The organism is Herbaspirillum sp. C7C2 (assembly GCF_022627865.1).
In the GTDB taxonomy this organism is placed as follows: domain Bacteria; phylum Pseudomonadota; class Gammaproteobacteria; order Burkholderiales; family Burkholderiaceae_D; genus Herbaspirillum; species Herbaspirillum frisingense.
This window is the reverse complement of the sequence record NZ_JABXGI010000008.1, coordinates 102,664-118,278: the sequence shown is the minus strand read 5'-3', so window position 1 is coordinate 118,278 and position 15,615 is coordinate 102,664. Positions and strand designations below refer to the sequence as shown.

16 protein-coding genes and 1 tRNA gene are annotated in these 15,615 nt (G+C 60.0%); 10 read left to right on the top strand and 7 right to left on the bottom strand.

The features are described from left to right. Positions 1–57: 57 nt before the first annotated feature. The 3 genes from kdsA to kdsB form a co-directional block, all read right to left on the bottom strand. Entirely contained in the window at positions 58–897 is an 840-nt protein-coding gene (gene kdsA / locus HWE04_RS13325) for a 3-deoxy-8-phosphooctulonate synthase (protein ID WP_077237022.1), read from the bottom strand. Positions 898–989: 92 nt separating this feature from the next. Beyond that, the gene (locus HWE04_RS13320) at positions 990–1,937 is read right to left on the bottom strand and encodes a KpsF/GutQ family sugar-phosphate isomerase (protein WP_241812677.1); all 948 of its coding nucleotides are present in this window, start codon (positions 1,935–1,937) and stop codon (positions 990–992) included. A 30-nt stretch (positions 1,938–1,967) separates the two neighbouring features. Further along, positions 1,968–3,248 carry a 3-deoxy-manno-octulosonate cytidylyltransferase gene (gene kdsB, locus HWE04_RS24470; protein WP_274620122.1) on the bottom strand — a complete coding sequence of 427 codons (1,281 nt, stop codon included), beginning with the start codon at positions 3,246–3,248 and terminating at the stop codon, positions 1,968–1,970. A 111-nt stretch (positions 3,249–3,359) separates the two neighbouring features. Between kdsB and HWE04_RS13305 the strand changes: the two genes are divergently transcribed. Both HWE04_RS13305 and HWE04_RS13300 read left to right on the top strand, forming a co-directional pair. Beyond that, complete coding sequence (locus tag HWE04_RS13305) at positions 3,360–3,797, top strand: hypothetical protein (RefSeq protein ID WP_241812676.1); 438 nt, start codon at positions 3,360–3,362, stop codon at positions 3,795–3,797. Between the two features lie 99 nt (positions 3,798–3,896). Beyond that, positions 3,897–4,427: a serine O-acetyltransferase gene (locus HWE04_RS13300; RefSeq protein WP_241812675.1), complete on the top strand. Its 531-nt coding sequence runs from the start codon at positions 3,897–3,899 to the stop codon at positions 4,425–4,427. Positions 4,428–4,603: 176 nt separating this feature from the next. On the opposite strand, the gene HWE04_RS13295 is transcribed toward HWE04_RS13300, so the two are convergent. Then, a complete protein-coding gene (locus HWE04_RS13295) occupies positions 4,604–5,158 on the bottom strand; it encodes an FxDxF family PEP-CTERM protein (protein WP_006712738.1) in 555 nt (184 codons plus the stop codon). A 669-nt stretch (positions 5,159–5,827) separates the two neighbouring features. Beyond that, complete coding sequence (locus tag HWE04_RS13290; protein ID WP_241812674.1) at positions 5,828–6,988, bottom strand: glycerate kinase; 1,161 nt, start codon at positions 6,986–6,988, stop codon at positions 5,828–5,830. Between the two features lie 312 nt (positions 6,989–7,300). On the opposite strand from HWE04_RS13290, the gene HWE04_RS13285 reads away from it, so the two are divergent. The 5 genes from HWE04_RS13285 (at position 7,301) to HWE04_RS13265 (ending at position 10,556) form a co-directional block, all read left to right on the top strand. After that, a complete protein-coding gene (locus HWE04_RS13285; RefSeq protein WP_077237027.1) occupies positions 7,301–7,555 on the top strand; it encodes a hypothetical protein in 255 nt (84 codons plus the stop codon). Positions 7,556–7,738: 183 nt separating this feature from the next. Further along, on the top strand, positions 7,739–8,593 hold the full coding sequence (locus HWE04_RS13280; RefSeq protein WP_241812673.1) for a hypothetical protein: 855 nt from the start codon (positions 7,739–7,741) through the stop codon (positions 8,591–8,593). Between the two features lie 155 nt (positions 8,594–8,748). Continuing rightward, a tRNA-Pro gene (locus HWE04_RS13275) sits at positions 8,749–8,825 on the top strand. 218 nt (positions 8,826–9,043) lie between these two features. Further along, positions 9,044–10,141 (top strand): acyltransferase family protein, encoded by a 1,098-nt coding sequence (locus HWE04_RS13270; RefSeq protein ID WP_241812672.1) that lies wholly within the window; start codon positions 9,044–9,046, stop codon positions 10,139–10,141. Positions 10,142–10,313: 172 nt separating this feature from the next. Then, on the top strand, positions 10,314–10,556 hold the full coding sequence (locus tag HWE04_RS13265) for a hypothetical protein (RefSeq protein WP_241812671.1): 243 nt from the start codon (positions 10,314–10,316) through the stop codon (positions 10,554–10,556). Positions 10,557–10,669: 113 nt separating this feature from the next. Here HWE04_RS13265 and dmeF read toward each other — a convergent pair whose 3' ends face one another. Both dmeF and HWE04_RS13255 read right to left on the bottom strand, forming a co-directional pair. Beyond that, the gene (gene dmeF / locus HWE04_RS13260) at positions 10,670–11,662 is read right to left on the bottom strand and encodes a CDF family Co(II)/Ni(II) efflux transporter DmeF (RefSeq protein ID WP_241812670.1); all 993 of its coding nucleotides are present in this window, start codon (positions 11,660–11,662) and stop codon (positions 10,670–10,672) included. 9 nt (positions 11,663–11,671) lie between these two features. Then, positions 11,672–11,947, bottom strand: coding sequence for a metal/formaldehyde-sensitive transcriptional repressor (locus HWE04_RS13255; RefSeq protein WP_006712746.1), 276 nt, complete (start codon positions 11,945–11,947; stop codon positions 11,672–11,674). 331 nt (positions 11,948–12,278) lie between these two features. Between HWE04_RS13255 and HWE04_RS13250 the strand changes: the two genes are divergently transcribed. From HWE04_RS13250 to cheD, 3 genes are all read left to right on the top strand, one after another. Beyond that, entirely contained in the window at positions 12,279–13,925 is a 1,647-nt protein-coding gene (locus HWE04_RS13250) for a methyl-accepting chemotaxis protein (protein WP_241812704.1), read from the top strand. 195 nt (positions 13,926–14,120) lie between these two features. Next, on the top strand, positions 14,121–14,993 hold the full coding sequence (locus HWE04_RS13245) for a CheR family methyltransferase (protein ID WP_241812669.1): 873 nt from the start codon (positions 14,121–14,123) through the stop codon (positions 14,991–14,993). Continuing rightward, the gene (cheD, locus tag HWE04_RS13240; RefSeq protein WP_241812668.1) at positions 14,990–15,595 is read left to right on the top strand and encodes a chemoreceptor glutamine deamidase CheD; all 606 of its coding nucleotides are present in this window, start codon (positions 14,990–14,992) and stop codon (positions 15,593–15,595) included. The genes HWE04_RS13245 and cheD overlap by 4 nt, the downstream gene beginning before the upstream one ends. Positions 15,596–15,615: the final 20 nt, after the last annotated feature.

Below are 15,615 nucleotides of genomic sequence, written 5' to 3'. Positions count from 1 at the left end.
ACGCCGACAACGCCGCGCCCGGTGAAGGCTTGGCAGCCTCAATGGGAGCGGCCATGCTCAATGCGTATCCAGCTCAGGCAGGCCCTTGATCAGATCGTCCACTGCCTTGACCTGCTCCAGGAAGGGCTTCAGCTGCGACAGCTTCAACGCGCTGGGGCCGTCGCACAGGGCCTTGGACGGATCGGGATGCGCCTCCAGGAACAGACCCGCCAGACCCAGTGCCATGCCCGCGCGGGCCAGTTCGGTGACCTGGCCGCGACGACCGCCCGAGGCAGCTGCGCCGGATTCGCGCTGTTGCAGGGCGTGGGTCACGTCGAAGATCACCGGCTTGTTGCCGCTGACCTGCTTCATCACACCAAAGCCCAGCATGTCCACCACCAGGTTGTCGTAGCCGAACTGGGCGCCGCGGTCACACAGCATGACGTTGGTGTTGCCGCCTTCTTCGAACTTCTCGACGATGTTCTTCATCTGCGGCGGGCTGACGAATTGCGGCTTCTTGATGTTGATCACCTTGCCGGTCTTGGCCAGCGCGATCACCAGATCGGTCTGGCGTGCCAGGAAGGCGGGCAGCTGCAGCACGTCGCAGACGCTGGCCACTTCGGCGGCCTGGTAGGGCTCGTGCACATCGGTCAGCACCGCCACGCCGTGTGCCTTTTTGACGGCTTCGAAGATCTTCAGGCCGGCGTCCAGGCCAGGGCCGCGGTAGCTCTTGATGGAGGAACGATTGGCCTTGTCGAAGGAGGCCTTGAACACATAGGGGATGCCTAGTTCCTTGGTGACGCGCACGTATTCACCGCAGACATCGACGGCGAATTGTTCGGATTCCAGCACGTTGATGCCGCCAAAAAGGACGAAGGGCAGTTCGTTTCCAACCTCGATATCAAAGATCTTGATCATGTTCCGTTTCCTCATGCAGGAGGTGATTGTTCAAATTACGGCGTCGACCGGGTCGCGCCTGGAGGGGGAGAATACTTCGGTTTGCACCGAAATCACAGACGCTTGGCGTCCAGCAGCTTGAGTACGCCCACCACGTGCTGTTCCTGGTTCAGTGCCACCAGGGCGGTGATGTTCAGTTCCAGCATCTTGGCTTCGGCGTCAACGAACATTTCGCTTTCCGGGACGGTCTTGGGCGAGCGGTTCATCAGGTCAGCGGCGGTGATGTGATAGATGTCCTTGCGGGCGGCCAGGGCGCGGCGCAAGTCGCCGTCGGTGATCACGCCACTCAGGGTCTGGCGCTTGCCGTCATCGCTGACCAGGGCCATACCAAGGCCACCTTCGGTCATCTGGCCGATCACCTCGATGAGGGGGGTGTCTTGCATGACCCAGGGCACCTGGGTGTGCATCACATCCTTGACGCGGGTGAGCAGGCGCTTGCCCAGGCTGCCGCCCGGGTGGAAGCGGGCGAAGTCGTTGGGTTTGAAATCACGCTTTTCGATCAGTGCCACGGCCAGGGCATCGCCCATCACCAGGGTGGCGGTGGTGGACGTGGTCGGGGCCAGGTTGTTGGGGCAGGCTTCACGCGGTACCGACACATCCAGGACCACATCCGCATTCTTGCCCAGGGTCGAATTGCGCTTGCCGACGATGGCGATGATGCGCAGGCCGAAGTGGCGCAGGGAGGGAATCAGGCGGATCACCTCTTCGGTCTCGCCGCTGTAGGAGATGAGGATCGCGGTATCGGCCTCGGTGAACATGCCCAGGTCGCCGTGATAGGCCTCACCCGGGTGCACGAAGAAGGACGATGTGCCGGTGGAGGCGAGGGTAGCGGCGATCTTGCTGCCGATGATGCCCGACTTGCCCATGCCTGAGACGATCACGCGACCGCGGGTGTTGTACATCAGCTCGACGGCCTGTTCGAATTCGTCGGCCAGGCGCTCGGCGATCATGTTCAGGGCTTGCGCCTGTTCCTGGAATACCCGGATACCGGTTTTTCTCATGGTGTGCTCACTTGTTTCTGTTGGGGCGGGTCACTGCGTCATGCGGCTCATGGCCTGGGCATAACCAGCAACGCTGTCATAGATGGCGGAACGGTTCTGGGCGTTCAATACACTGTCGGAAAATTCCCGGAAAGCGCCGTGGCCGCCGGGCTTGGCCAGCACGATGCGGGCATGGCGCTTGACGTAGTCAGCTGCGTCGCCGACGGCCACCGGCCAGTCGCAGGCGGCGAAGCCGGGCAGGTCGATGCTGTCATCGCCGATCATGGCCGTGGCTTCGCGACCGACGCCGTATTGCGCCATGATGTCCTGGCAGGCGGCGGCCTTGTCCTTGGCGCCGAGGTGGAATACGGTGATGCCCAGATCGGCCAGCCGACGGCGCAGCGTGGCCGAATCGCGGCCGGAGATGACGGCCACGTTGACACCGGCTTCCTGCAGCATCTTGATGCCCATGCCATCACGCACGTGGAAGCGCTTGAGGCATTCGCCGCTGTCGTCGTACCAGATGCCGCCGTCGGTGAGAACTCCGTCGATATCGGTGATCACCAGCTTCAGGTCCGCCAGGCTGCCGGCTTTGAGCGCCGGATCGGGCAGGCCAGCCATCAGGGCACGTACGCGCTCCAGGCAGGCCGGCGTATCCACGCCAGTGGCGGCGTGATCGACTTCGATGACGCGGATCTGCCAGCCGGCATCCATGATGCGCAGTTGTTCCAGCATTTCCGCGCGCTCCAGCTCGCTGGCCGGCAATTCGGGGAAAGCCGCCAGCAGCTCGGCACGATAGGCGTAGACCCCGATGTGCTTGAAGTAGCGCGTCTTGCCGGTGGACTCGCGTTCAAAGGGAATGCGTGCGCGGCTGAAATACAGCGCGTCGCCCGCACGATTGCGTACGACCTTGACGGTATTGGGGTTCTCCGCCTCGCTGGCACTGATCGGATGACAAAGGGTGCCGACCTGCACCTGCGGTGCGCCCAGCATGGCTTGCAGCAGGCTGCGCAGGTGCGCCGGATTGACCAGCGGTTCGTCACCTTGCACGTTGAGATAGAGGTCGGCCGGATGGTGTTGCATGACCTCGCGCAGACGATCGGTACCGGAAGGATGGTCAGGCGAAGTCAGGACGGCCTTGCCACCGAAGGCGTTGACCGCAGCCACGATGCGTTCATCGTCGGTGGCCACCACCACATCGGCCAGTTCTTCGAGAGTCTTCACGCGTTCGTAGACATGCTGGATCATGGGCTTGCCCAGGATGTCGGCCAGCGGTTTGCCGGGCAGGCGGCTGGAGCCAAAGCGTGCCGGAATGACAGCGATACAGCGCATGCGGGACCTCAGCCCAGCGCCGCCGGCCGAGGCGCCAGCGTGTTCGTCATGTCGGGGCGGTGTGATACGGTGGTCATGGAAGTGCTTTCATGTGAGGGAGTTCGGTGCGCCATGGCTGGGTGCCTGCCGCGCAGGGAGGTCATCCTGGTTAGCAACGACGCTTCGCTTGCCGCTCAGGTGCGCCGATCGCGGCCACTGCTCGTGATTTCGGTAACCGCAGAGGCGGGCAGGTCGGTGACATCGATACGACAGTTTCAGCTGGCGGCATTTGCTCTTGTCATGGTGGACGTTGCGACGTCGGGGTCACGTGTTCCCGACGTCCGCCTGGCAGGCAAGGCGAGGAACTGTGATGTTCTTATCTGGCCAGGTGCAAAGATTCAAATACGAAAGAAAAAGTTCCGCAAAAATTTGCTGAGTGGAAATTTCCCGGCATTTGCTTGCAGTTACTGGCTTGTTCGACAAATTTATCATATTGTTGCGCTGCACAGTCGCATTTTTGCCCGAAATGCCGCGCTGAATAGGTGCATACTTTTTGTTGTCATTGAGTGAACTTTTATTCGCAAATAATGACAAGACGTCAAGATAGCGTTTGATGCTGATTGATGCCGAGAGAAGATTGAATAATCAGTGATTTTGAGAGGAAAAAAGATGTCGCGGGACCCTGACTGGCTGGCCGATCTGGAGCGCTATAACTTGCGCCGTCCGTTTCTGAAAGAACAATCGATCTGGGCCATCTGGGTCTATCGCTGGGGTCGGCGTATCGAGGCAAGACCGCCCGGTCTTGCCCGCAAGCTGCAGAACGCGCTGTATTGGCCGCTGTTCCGGCTGACCGAGACCGCTTTCGGCATCAGCCTTCCACGTGGCGCCAGGATCGGTCCCGGCCTGCGTATCTGGCACTTCGGCAACATCTTCGTCAATGAACAGGCTGTCATTGGCGCAGGCTGCACCTTGCGACAGGGCGTGACCATCGGCAATCGTCATGCCGGTGGTCCATCTCCGGTGATCGGCGATGATGTGGAGTTCGGCGCCTATGCGCAGGTGCTCGGTGGCATCCGTCTAGGAGATGGGTGCAAGATCGGGGCTATGTCGGTGGTGTTGCACGACGTACCTGCCGGCGCCACGGTGGTGGGGGCCCCGGCCCGTGTGGTTTCAGCTGCTGCAAGGATCGACGAAGTCTGATCCTGCGCTCGCTTGCGGCTCTTTCAGCCTGGCCTGCAGATAATGCGGGGCATCTTTTTGACCCGCCGGCATGGAACGCGTCATTTCCTTTGCTTCAGACCTGCGCGAAGCTCGCTCCCAAATGACAAAACGCCCGATTGCTCGGGCGTTTTCTCTACGTATTGCCTTGCTGCTGATCAGGCGGCAGTCATGCCCATGGGCATGGACAGCTTCTGGTCGCCGCGGCGACGACGCCACGCCATCATGCCCACGAAGGCCAGGCCGCCCAGCATCATGCTGGTGGTGGATGCTTCGGGAACCGAGGAGATCAGGGTCAGGTTGCCGCCATAGGAGCCGTTGCCGGTGACGGTCAGCTTGTAGAGGCCGGCCGCCAGCGAAGTGGCCAAAATGCCGTAAGTCGTCTCGTACTTCTTCACGCCGTTGGTGGTGGTGATGCTGGTGCTGGCAGAGCTGGTGTAGGTGGCGCCAGTTGCAATGCTGGTCAGCAAGAAGCTGGTCAGCGTGGTCGGAGCAGTGTTCGAACGGGTAACGATGGAAGCCGTCACCGAAGACGACAGATCCGACAGGTTGCTGATCGTGAAGTTGTAGGTATCGCTGAAAGCGCCAGTATGGGAGGCGCTGAAGCCGACCTGATCGTGGACCAGAGTCAGTGTGGTGACGTCTGCATGGGCTGCGGTGCCAGCCATGGACAATACCAGCGCAACAGCGGAAGCGGCGAGAAGTTTTTTCATGGGATCAATCCTTTAGGTTCACATCTTATTTATGACGAGGATTGCGCGTGGCGCTCTCCATTCAAAAGCAAATCAACTCACTTTGATGCTGGATTGCCCTGGGACAGCTTCGTCGCAGTCAATCTTTTTGTTGCCAAAAAATCATCTCATCCTGACAAAAACTGACAGGATTTAACAAATAATGTGTTGATGTCGGAAATATAACATTGCGTTCACTGGCTGAGCAATAAAAATCAGCCCGAAATCAGCTTTTTTTTGAATTTTCTTATCGCCTGAAACCCGCTCCAGTAAAGGATTACGAGAGTTTCTGCCAGGGAATTGATGAGCTTTATTGCGGTGCGGTAACGAACAAATCCACGGGGCAATTTATTTGTCGAATTAATAACTAAAATCGCCTAAAAATAGATAAAAAGATAATTTTTCTCGCGAAATTAAATTACATTTTTTGCAATTTTAAATTGCCGCACTTTACATTTGCCTGGCGGTAAAAATTGGCGTGAGTTTATTGACACATTGTGACCCGCTGTCTTGTCCGAAAAATGTTGCGGATACGGGTCGAGAAAAAGACAAACGACCTGATGCGCAATGCCATGCCGCATCAGGTTGCTTCGGTGGAAGGGGGCTGGGTGATGGAAGCTGATCCCGCAGGAATCTGCGGGGTGGGGGATGTCAGCAGCTACGGCCGGCTTGCCACAGGCGCGCCAACTGCTCGCCGCTGTCGCGTAGCAATCCCGGCGCCTGTGCAATGGCGTCTTGCAGGCTCATGGGGCCGAAGCTGATGGAAAAGCAGCCGGAAAACCCGGTCTGCAGCTTTTCCAGCGACGTTCTATCAATGCCTCCGGAGAGCAGAGTTGTGGGGACGCCCGCGCGGCGCGCGCGCTGGCTTGCGATGAAGGGGGCCTTGCCGTGCAAAGTCTGGGCGTCGCTGCGACCTTCGCCCGTGATGAGCCAGTCGGCACCTGCCAGCGCATCATCCAGTCCGATATGGTCGGCCACCGTTTCTGCGCCCGAGCGGAATTGCGCACCCAGCATCAGCAGTGCATACCCCAGACCACCCGCGGCCCCCGCGCCCGGTTGATCCGAGGCCCGGCGGCCGAGTGCCGGCTCAAGGACGCTGGCGAAATGTCGCAAGGCGCTGTCTATTACCGCAACCTGATCGGCCGCCACGCCTTTTTGCGGTCCGAAGACCGCCGTTGCGCCCTCTTCGCCGCACAGGGGATTATCGACGTCGGACATGGCCACGAAATGGGCTTCCTTGATGCGTGGGTCCAACGCGGACACATCAATGCTGACTACCCGGTGTAGCTGCGCGGGTTGCGGTGGTATCGCCTCGCCGGCACCATCCCGCAATACCGCGCCCAGGGCCACGAGCAGGCCGGCGCCGCCGTCATTGGTGCTGCTGCCGCCCAGCGCCACCAGGAATCGGCGCGCGCCGCGATCCAGGAGGCTCTTGATCGCGTCGCCTACGCCTAGGGTGGTGCGCAATTGCACAGCTACGCCTGTTCCTGTCGGGTCGGTCAGTCCGACGATGGCAGCCGATTCCACGACGGCACTGCCATCCTTGAGGATGCCCACGGGTGCGTTCGCGTCTTGTCCGGCGGCATTGCGGCAATTGATGGTGAAGCGTTCGCCGCCCGCATGCATGAGCGCGTCGAGCGTGCCTTCGCCACCGTCGGCGATGGGACAAAGCCGGACTTGGGCATCAGGAATTGCGGCCGAGATCCCGGCGCCGATGGCCGCGGCGACTTCTTCAGCCGAGAGAGAGCCCTTAAACGAATCGGGCGCGATGACGATGATGGGTTTGGGCAAGGAGGGGCGGGCAGAGGTCATGGTGGGTTCGTAGGCTCAGGCCATGCGCATTGCGGCGTCAGGCGTGTTGGAAAGGTCTCGTGATGCTTTGTGCAGCGGACAGCCGGCGTTGCTGCTGCTGGCTTTGGCGTGATTATATAAGCCGGGTCCGGTTTGATTATGGCCTTGCAGGTATAGACAGTAGCAACGGTGGCAAAAGCCGCGGGGCTGAAGATTTCTTCGTAGACTGTCAATTGAAGCTGAAGCGCGTAACAAAAGGTAAGGAGGGTGGCTGGTCGGAAGCGACTAAGCGATAGTGCGATGTTGGCAAACTGCGCCCAAGGAGTAATGCCTATGAAGCCCTCTGTCCGTGTACCGCTCTATCGCGGTCTTCTGCTGGCCGCCTTGCCTGCCTCCTTGTTGCTGGGCGGCTGCGTGGCTGTGCCCGTCAGTCCATACAATGGTGCTGCCGTCTATCCCGCCCAACCGGTTTATTCCCCCTATTACGCTTATCCATCCTATCCCGCGTATCCGGCGTACAGCTATCCGTCGTCTTCCTTCTACTTTGGCTACAGCAATGGCTGGGGTGGGCGAGGGCGCTGGCGTTGAGCTGCCTGGTAAGCAGTACCCGTGGCTTGAACTCGCTGTGTCCATGGCAAAACCGGCTAGAATGTTGCCTTCCTTGATAGATGGGCCTGATGGGGTGGGTGTAGGTTGGGGTGCATGGGCGCTCCATCCGTAGCGTAATGGCATCGACCGCAGATCGGCCGCCCACTGCTGTCGCCACATGGTATGAGTTTTAACGTTTCGTCGACCCGATCAGATATTATTTCCCGCTCCCAGCGTCGCACGATGCTGGGCATCGTGTCGTCCGTACTTGTCCATGCGGCGGTATTCATGTTTGTGCGGGCCAAGCTCAATGAGGCGCCGCTCAAGCTGGAGTCTCCAGGTCGACCCGATGCCCCCTTGCAGGTCAGCTTCGTACGTCCGCCAGCCCCGGTGCGCGTGGAGCAACCGGAGCCACCCAAGGCTGTACCGGAACCCAAGAAAGTCCAGCCTCCCCCCAAGAAGCCGGTGACCAGGTCGGCACCCCGGCACAGTCCGACACCTGCGCGTCAGGCGTCGCAGCTCCCAACGGCGCCCACGCCCAGCAGCAATGCGTCCGCGTCGGTTCAGGCGGCACCTGCCGAAGACTTCATGACTTTCGCCAATCGCAATCGCCAAAGGCGTGAAGAAGCAGAGCAGGCGGCGGCGCAGGAGAATGCGGCGGCGCGAGCTGCCGAAAACCCTTCGGCCAATGACATTGCCCGTGCCAACATCGCCTTCCAGGATAAACGGGGACGCGGCACGAACGGCGTCTTCCAGATCATCAGCATGGGGCCGCGGGTAGCGCAATACAGTTTCCGCGGCTGGACCACGGATCAGCGCCGGAGCCAGAATCAGTTGATCGAAGTGGATGCAGGCTTTGGCGGCAATGTGCAGCTGGCTGTGGTCGACAACATGATTGCGCTCATCCGCCGTTACTATCAAGGCGATTTCAATTTCGACTCGCAGCGACTGGGTAGAGTGGTGACACTTTCTGCCCGGCCGGAAGACACCAAGGGCTTGCAGAATTTCTTGCTCAACGAATTCTTTGGCGGTCGCTGAACGAATACGGCGGCGACGCTGCGGGATCGCGGTTGAACAGTGTGTTCGTGCGATCCGGAATGATGCCCTCGCGAAGCTGCCCGAAAAATTTAAAAATGTTTTTGAGAAACAGTTGAATTAATAGCATATTCGCTGCTATAATCTTTGTCTTCAGTCGGGGCGTAGCGCAGCCTGGTAGCGTACTTGCATGGGGTGCAAGGGGTCGTGTGTTCGAATCACACCGTCCCGACCAATCAATTTGAAAGCGTGACGAAAGTCACGCATAAACAGCACTGTGATTAGGCGAGAGCTTGATTCCAGTGCTGTTTTTCTTTGCTGCCTCACTTTTGATGCCCCCGGTTCGGCCCGAATAGGGCATGGCGCTTTGTGCTGTGCGAGAAAAAACTCCGAATTACTGCAACCGCATCGCCTTGCGCGAGGTCTCTACAGAATTTGCGGAGTGACCTCGCGATGAACCAGTCAAATCAGCCCGGGCAATCTACCCAAGCCCATCGGCGCTATCACGACGTTGACATCCTTCGTTTTTGCGCCGCAGTCGGTGTCATGCTGCTGCATTATCTGGTCCGCGGTTTTGCACAGGGGGATGATTACTCTCCAGTGTTCTATGGCGAAGTTGCCAACTTCGTCAAGTACAACTACCTGGCAGTCAATCTGTTTTTCATGATTTCCGGTTTCGTCATCTTGATGAGTTCGGAGAACGTCACGCCTCGTGTCTTCCTGCGCTCGCGGGTGCTGCGTCTGTATCCTGCCTACTGGTTCTGCTGCACAGTCAGCTTCGTTCTCACCTATATCTTCATCAACCATATCTTTCATCTCACCGTGCCGCGATATGTGTTGAACATGACCATGCTCAACGGATTCTTCGGCATTGGTTTTGTCGATGGGGTCTACTGGACGTTGCTCGTGGAATTGAAGTTCTATCTTCTGGTTCTTTTCGTCCTGCTCCTGGGGCAGATGGCGAGGATTGAATGGGTCTTGGCCGCTTGGTTATTGTTGTCGATCCTGCAGATCTTTTTGAAGAGCGAGCTGGTGGAAAAGTATTTCATTACCAATTTCGCCAGCTTTTTCATCGCCGGTTGTCTCTTCTATCGCATTTCCAAGCGAGGTGTTACGTGGTTCCGGCTCGCGCTACTGGTATTGACCCTACCCGTGGGCATCCACTATGAGCTTCTGGACCTGGTGCGGCGGGCCGCCCATTACACGGGCCTTGCCTACTACAATGAAACGGTTGTCGTCATTTGCACGGCGTTCTACCTGCTGTTTGTCGTGGTCATCACCCGTCGATCGACCTCTGCCACCTATGCAGGTGTTTCACGCCTGCTAGGCAGTCTGTCCTACCCGATCTATCTGATCCACTTGAACGTCGGGCTGGTGCTCTACAACCTGATCGGTAACAGGCTGGACAAGTGGCTGTTGTTGGCGCTGGTTTGCGCCACGATGATCGCTTTTGCCTACCTGATCAACCGGTACTTCGAACGCCCATTGGCTGCTTTCATGGGGCGAAAGATTCCATCAGGTTCGACCCGCGCGAGCTCTTCATTGGCGTGATCGATTTCGCGTGGGGCTTGAACCTGGCGGGAACGGGGGGGCGAGGTTACATAAACACACAATTCCGCGTCCGCCCGTGCTTAACCCCATCCGTTATCTGATCACCACTTATAAGTGGCAGCCGGCCAACCCTAGCCGGCACATTCCGCCAAACAAGATCAGGAGCGCAAGCATGAAATCCCTACTATTGATTCCGGCCGTGGCCGTGGTCACGGCCCTGAGCGGCTGCGTGGTCGCACCACCCAGCGTACGGCCCGCCTACGTGGCACAGCCGACCTACGTTGCGCCCCCGGGTGTGGTCTACGTGCAGCCGACCTACGCTTCGCCCGGACCCGGCTGGGTCTGGGAATACCATTCCTATTACGGCTGGGGCTGGCATCATCCGCACTATGGCTGGCATCGCGGCTGGCGCTGATTGATGCCGAATGATGCATGCAGGTGTAAGAAAAGCGGCACATAACGCGAAAACAGCGGCCTCGGCCGCTGTTTTTCATTTCTGTGTGTGGGGGGGGGCTCACCACGACGGTATCAGCGCAGTCGCAATTCCAGCGTGAGATGTCGCAGACCGTCCACTTCCGACAATTTCTGGCGAAGCAGGTCTTCAGAAGTCGCCTTCGCGGCGGATACGCTCACAATTGCCGCCCGCGCAGTCGGTCCAATGCGCCAGACATGCAGGTCATCGATCTGTACCTCCGCGCCGGCCAGCGCCTGCTCTATGCGGGCAGCGACCTGGGCGTCGGTCACGTCGAGCAGCACCGCCGCACTGGAGCGCAGCAGGCTATACGACCAGCGTGCAATGACCACGGCACCCACCACCCCCATCAAGGGATCCAGCCAGGTCCAGCCCAGATAGAGGCCAGCCAGCAGGGCAGCAATGGCCAGCACCGAGGTCAGGGCGTCGGCCACGACGTGCAGATAGGCCGAGCGCAGATTGTTGTCGTGTCCATGGTGATGGTGGCCGTGTCCATGCCCGTCCTGAGGATGGGCATGGTGTTCATGCGCATGCCCGTGATCATGATCGTGATGACCCGGATGACCGTGATGGTCGTGATCCCCATGATGCCCATGATGCCCCTCCATTAGCAGCCAGGCGCTGGCGATGTTGACGATCAGTCCGACCACGGCGATCGGGATGGCTTCGCTAAAATCGACCGTACTCGGGCTGGCCAGGCGCCACAGGGATTCGCCGCCGATGCCGATGGCAATCACCGCCAGTACCAGCGCGGAGGCGAAGCCGGCCAGGTCGCCGACCTTGCCGGTGCCGAAGCTGAAGCGCCCATCATGAGCATGGCGGCGGGCGAATACATAGGCGCCGGCGGCAATGGCCAGCGCGCCAGTGTGGGTCGCCATGTGAAAGCCGTCGGCCAGCAGTGCCATCGATCCGGTCAGGTAGCCTGCAGCGATTTCGGCCACCATCATCACGGCGGTGAGGGCGACCACCCACAGGGTGCGGCGGGTATTGCGGTCGTGGTTGACGCCAAGATAGACGTGGTCATGGCGCAAGGGGGAGGTGCTTGGCATGTCGTTTCCTTATTTGGCGTAGCGGCGGATGGCTTCCAGGACTTCTTCCAGTCCCTGCTTGCGTTCCTCGTCGGTCAGCCCGGGGCGGGCCACATGTTCGCGGGCATGGGCTTCGATCAATTCGTCCATCAGGCCGTGCACCGCGCCGCGGATGGCGGCGGCCAGGTGCAGGGTGCGGCCACACTCGGCGTCACCTTCCAGTGCACGTTCCAGGGCCTGGACCTGGCCGCCGATGCGTCGCACACGGTTGAGCAGGGCATCCTTGTCTTGCTTCAGGTGTGCCATATACCATACCCCCCTATCCTATAAAGCCGCCATTATAAGCTGTCCAGGGCTGCATGAGGTGAGGGGCGTTTTGCCGCAATCCGGGACACTGCATACATTCCCATGCTGTGAAAAAATACTTGCCCATGTGCAGTTTTATTCAGTTATACGTAAGCTCTGCGCTATAGCCTCGGGACAATGCGGCGTGTTGCGTCATGTTTCGTCCGCAGCCAACTCTGCCCAGGGCGGAAATAAAAGAAGCGGGGCTACCCGCAAGGAGACATCGATGGCGAAGAACAAAAGTGCGCGGGCGGCCGGCGCCGGGGTGACGTCGCAGGCCTGGCAGGTGGCATTGCCCTGGTTGGCCGGGCTGGTACTCGGTGGCGGTGCGGCGCTGGCGTTGGATGCCATGGGGGCAGGGCGCTGGCTGGCGGCACCTTTGGTCAGTTGCGTGGCCGTGCTGCTGGGCCTGGTCGGTTTTGCGCTGGCGCGCGGCCGTGGGCAGCCTCGTGGCGATGCGATGGTCGACAGGATCAGCGGCGAAATTGATCACATCATGATCGGTGCCGCTGAAACCTCGTTCTTCGTCGATACCATCAAGAACAAGATCAGCAAGGACGTGGGAGCGGCCGATCGGATTGCTGCCAGCGCCGAGCAGAATGCGGCCACCACCGAGCAGATTGCCGCCAATGCGGAGCGCGCCTCGGCGATCGCCGCCGAAGTGCGTACCGAGAGCGTCAGCGGCCGGGCCGAGGTCGATCGCGGCCTGCAGCAGATCGGGCAGGCGCGCACCGACGCCCTGTCGGCATCGTCGATGATGGCGCAGCTGCAGGAAAAGTCGCGCCGCATCCATGGCATTACCGAGGTCATCAGTGAAATCGCCGCCCGTACCAATCTGCTGGCATTGAACGCGGCCATCGAGGCCGCGCGCGCCGGCGAGCAGGGGCGCGGGTTTGCGGTGGTGGCAGGGGAGGTGCGGCAACTGGCCCAGCGCACCAAGGAAGCCACCGACGACATCGGCGTCATGGTGCGCGCCATCACTGAAGAGGCCGAGCGGGCAGCCTCGGGCATGAACTCCCTGAGCAGCAGGGTGCTGGAAGCGGCCCAGAACGTGGAAAAGGTGCATACGCTGCTCAACAGCATCGAGCGTTCGTCCAGCCAGTCGCAGGAGCAGATCGAGGAAATCGCTGTGGCCTCGCGCGAACATGTCCAGACGACTCAGGAAATCGCCGAGGCCATCACCGACATCCGCAACGGCATGCTGCAGACCGACGGTGAGCTGCCCCGCGTGGCGGCGTCGGCGATGCTGCTGTCAGAGCGGGCGGAGGCGGTGTTCGAGGCCATCGTCGATGGCGGTGCGCGCAGCGGTCATGATGAGATCCGCGAGGCCGCCTCAGAAGCCGCGCAGGCTGTGGGGAGCCTGTTCGAAAAGGCGATCCGCGTCGGGCAGATTTCCGAGGCGGCGCTCTTCGATCGCACTTACAAGCCGATTGCCAATACCTCGCCACAAAAACACTCCAGCCAGTTCGACGGCTTTACCGACCGCGTATTGCCCGCACTGCAAGAGGCGCTGCTGGAGCGCATGCCGCAACTGGCCTATGCCGGTGCGGTGGACAACAACGGCTACTTTCCTACTCACAACAAGAAGTTTTCCCAGCCGTTGACCGGCAATTATGATGTCGACCTGGTCAACAATCGTACCAAGCGCATCTTCAGTGACCGCACCGGCAAGCGCTGCGGGGCCAATACCAAGCCTTTCCTGCTGCAGACCTACAAGCGTGATACCGGTGAGGTGATGCACGACCTGTCGGTGCCGATCTATGTCAATGGCAAGCACTGGGGCGGCTTCCGGGTCGGCTATCGGTCCAGCCATGCGGCTGCGCCTGCGGCGGTACCGGTGGTCTCGACTACTACGTCTGCCACCCTGGCGCCGTCCACTGCAGTACGGGCGTCGGCCGCCCCGCGCGGGGCAAGGCCGGTGAGGATTTCCAAGGTTTGAGAAGGGTATGCATGCCCGTGTCGGATTGACTTGTCGCAATAGGGGGGTAAAACCATTTCATTTCCGAGGCTGATTCGCTTGACCCCGTCCGGCGCCTGTTAGATTATTCGACGAGGGGACGCTCGCCCGCATGGGACGGGCGATAGACAGCAAGTGGCCGGCCTGCGAGCGGGCTGCGCGAGGGAAGGAAAGACAGTGAAGCCTACGGTGCCAAGCAAGGGCGAATCATCCGGCAAGGAGTTCGATTTCAATAGCCGTGATTTCGAGCGCGTGCGTGGCCTGATCTACCAGCGGGCCGGGATCGCCCTGGCCGACAGCAAGCAGGAGATGGTGTACAGCCGCCTGGCGCGGCGCCTTCGGGCCACCGGCATCACTTCCTTCCAGCAGTATCTCGACATGCTCGAACGCACCCACGACTCCGACGAGTGGGAAGCCTTCACCAACGCCCTGACCACCAACCTGACCTCGTTCTTCCGCGAGGCTCACCATTTCCCCATCCTGGCGGATTTCCTCAAGACCCTGAAGGAGCCGGCCACCATCTGGTGCTCGGCGGCTTCTACCGGGGAAGAGCCCTATACCATCGCCATGACCGCCTGCGAGGCCTATGGCTCGATGACGCCACCGGTGCAGATCGTGGCCACCGACATCGATACCAATGTCCTGGCCACCGGCGCCAATGGCGTCTATCCCATGGAGCGCATCGAAAAGATGTCGCCCGAACGGGTCAAGAAGTTTTTCCTGCGCGGCAAGGGTAACCATGAGGGTTACGTGCGCGTGCGCCCGGAATTGCGCAAGCTGATCACCTTCAAGCAACTGAACCTGCTGGCCGATGGCTGGCCCATCAACGGTCAGTTCGATGTGATCTTCTGTCGCAACGTGATGATCTATTTCGATAAACCTACCCAGAGCAAGATCCTGTCCCGATTCGTTCCATTGATGAAGCCTCATGCCTTGCTGTTCGCCGGCCATTCGGAGAACTTCCTGTATGTCTCCGATGCCCTCAAGCTCAAAGGCAAGACGGTCTATGAACTCAACGCAACGCAGCGTGGCGCAAGGACCAAGCCATGAGTCAGGCGTCCGAGCAGATTGCCACCAATCTCTACTACGACCGCACCTTCGATTGCGACGCCGCCAAGATCCTGCCGGGCGAGTATTACTTCACCGGCAAGGACATGATGATCGTCACCGTGCTGGGCTCCTGCGTCTCGGCCTGTATCCGGGATCGTGTCTCCGGCATTGGTGGCATGAACCATTTCATGTTGCCCGACGGGGGTGGTGACGATGGCAGTCCGATCTCGGCCTCGGCCCGTTATGGCACCTATGCCATGGAAGTGCTGATCAACGAAGTGCTCAAGGCCGGGGGCCGGCGCGAAAACCTGGAAGCCAAGGTATTCGGCGGCGGCAACGTGCTACGCGGCTTTTCGGCCATCAACGTGGGCGAGCGCAATGCCGAATTCGTACGGCGCTACCTCAAGGCAGAAAACATCCGTGTGGTGGCCGAGGACCTGAACGATATCTATCCCCGCAAGGTGTATTTCTTCCCCCGTACCGGCAAGGTGCTGGTGAAAAAGCTGAAACAGATGCACAACAATACCCTGGTGGACCGCGAAAAAGCCTACGCCAGCAAGCTGGTCACCAAGCCGGTGGGCGGCGAGGTGGACCTGTTCTGACGGCCATGATCAGTCAGCAG

What these genes read in the sequence shown, in the direction of transcription:
- HWE04_RS13270 (WP_241812672.1), top strand. Translation starts at nt 9,044, where the DNA reads ATGAACCAGTCAAATCAGCCCGGGCAATCTACCCAAGCCCATCGGCGC.
- HWE04_RS13300 (WP_241812675.1), top strand. Translation starts at nt 3,897, where the DNA reads ATGTCGCGGGACCCTGACTGGCTGGCCGATCTGGAGCGCTATAACTTG.
- cheD (WP_241812668.1), top strand. Translation starts at nt 14,990, where the DNA reads ATGAGTCAGGCGTCCGAGCAGATTGCCACCAATCTCTACTACGACCGC.
- HWE04_RS13290 (WP_241812674.1), bottom strand. Translation starts at nt 6,988, where the DNA reads ATGACCTCTGCCCGCCCCTCCTTGCCCAAACCCATCATCGTCATCGCG.
- HWE04_RS13295 (WP_006712738.1), bottom strand. Translation starts at nt 5,158, where the DNA reads ATGAAAAAACTTCTCGCCGCTTCCGCTGTTGCGCTGGTATTGTCCATG.
- kdsA (WP_077237022.1), bottom strand. Translation starts at nt 897, where the DNA reads ATGATCAAGATCTTTGATATCGAGGTTGGAAACGAACTGCCCTTCGTC.
- HWE04_RS13265 (WP_241812671.1), top strand. Translation starts at nt 10,314, where the DNA reads ATGAAATCCCTACTATTGATTCCGGCCGTGGCCGTGGTCACGGCCCTG.
- HWE04_RS13280 (WP_241812673.1), top strand. Translation starts at nt 7,739, where the DNA reads ATGAGTTTTAACGTTTCGTCGACCCGATCAGATATTATTTCCCGCTCC.
- HWE04_RS13255 (WP_006712746.1), bottom strand. Translation starts at nt 11,947, where the DNA reads ATGGCACACCTGAAGCAAGACAAGGATGCCCTGCTCAACCGTGTGCGA.
- HWE04_RS13285 (WP_077237027.1), top strand. Translation starts at nt 7,301, where the DNA reads ATGAAGCCCTCTGTCCGTGTACCGCTCTATCGCGGTCTTCTGCTGGCC.
- kdsB (WP_274620122.1), bottom strand. Translation starts at nt 3,248, where the DNA reads ATGCGCTGTATCGCTGTCATTCCGGCACGCTTTGGCTCCAGCCGCCTG.
- HWE04_RS13320 (WP_241812677.1), bottom strand. Translation starts at nt 1,937, where the DNA reads ATGAGAAAAACCGGTATCCGGGTATTCCAGGAACAGGCGCAAGCCCTG.
- dmeF (WP_241812670.1), bottom strand. Translation starts at nt 11,662, where the DNA reads ATGCCAAGCACCTCCCCCTTGCGCCATGACCACGTCTATCTTGGCGTC.
- HWE04_RS13305 (WP_241812676.1), top strand. Translation starts at nt 3,360, where the DNA reads ATGGCTGGGTGCCTGCCGCGCAGGGAGGTCATCCTGGTTAGCAACGAC.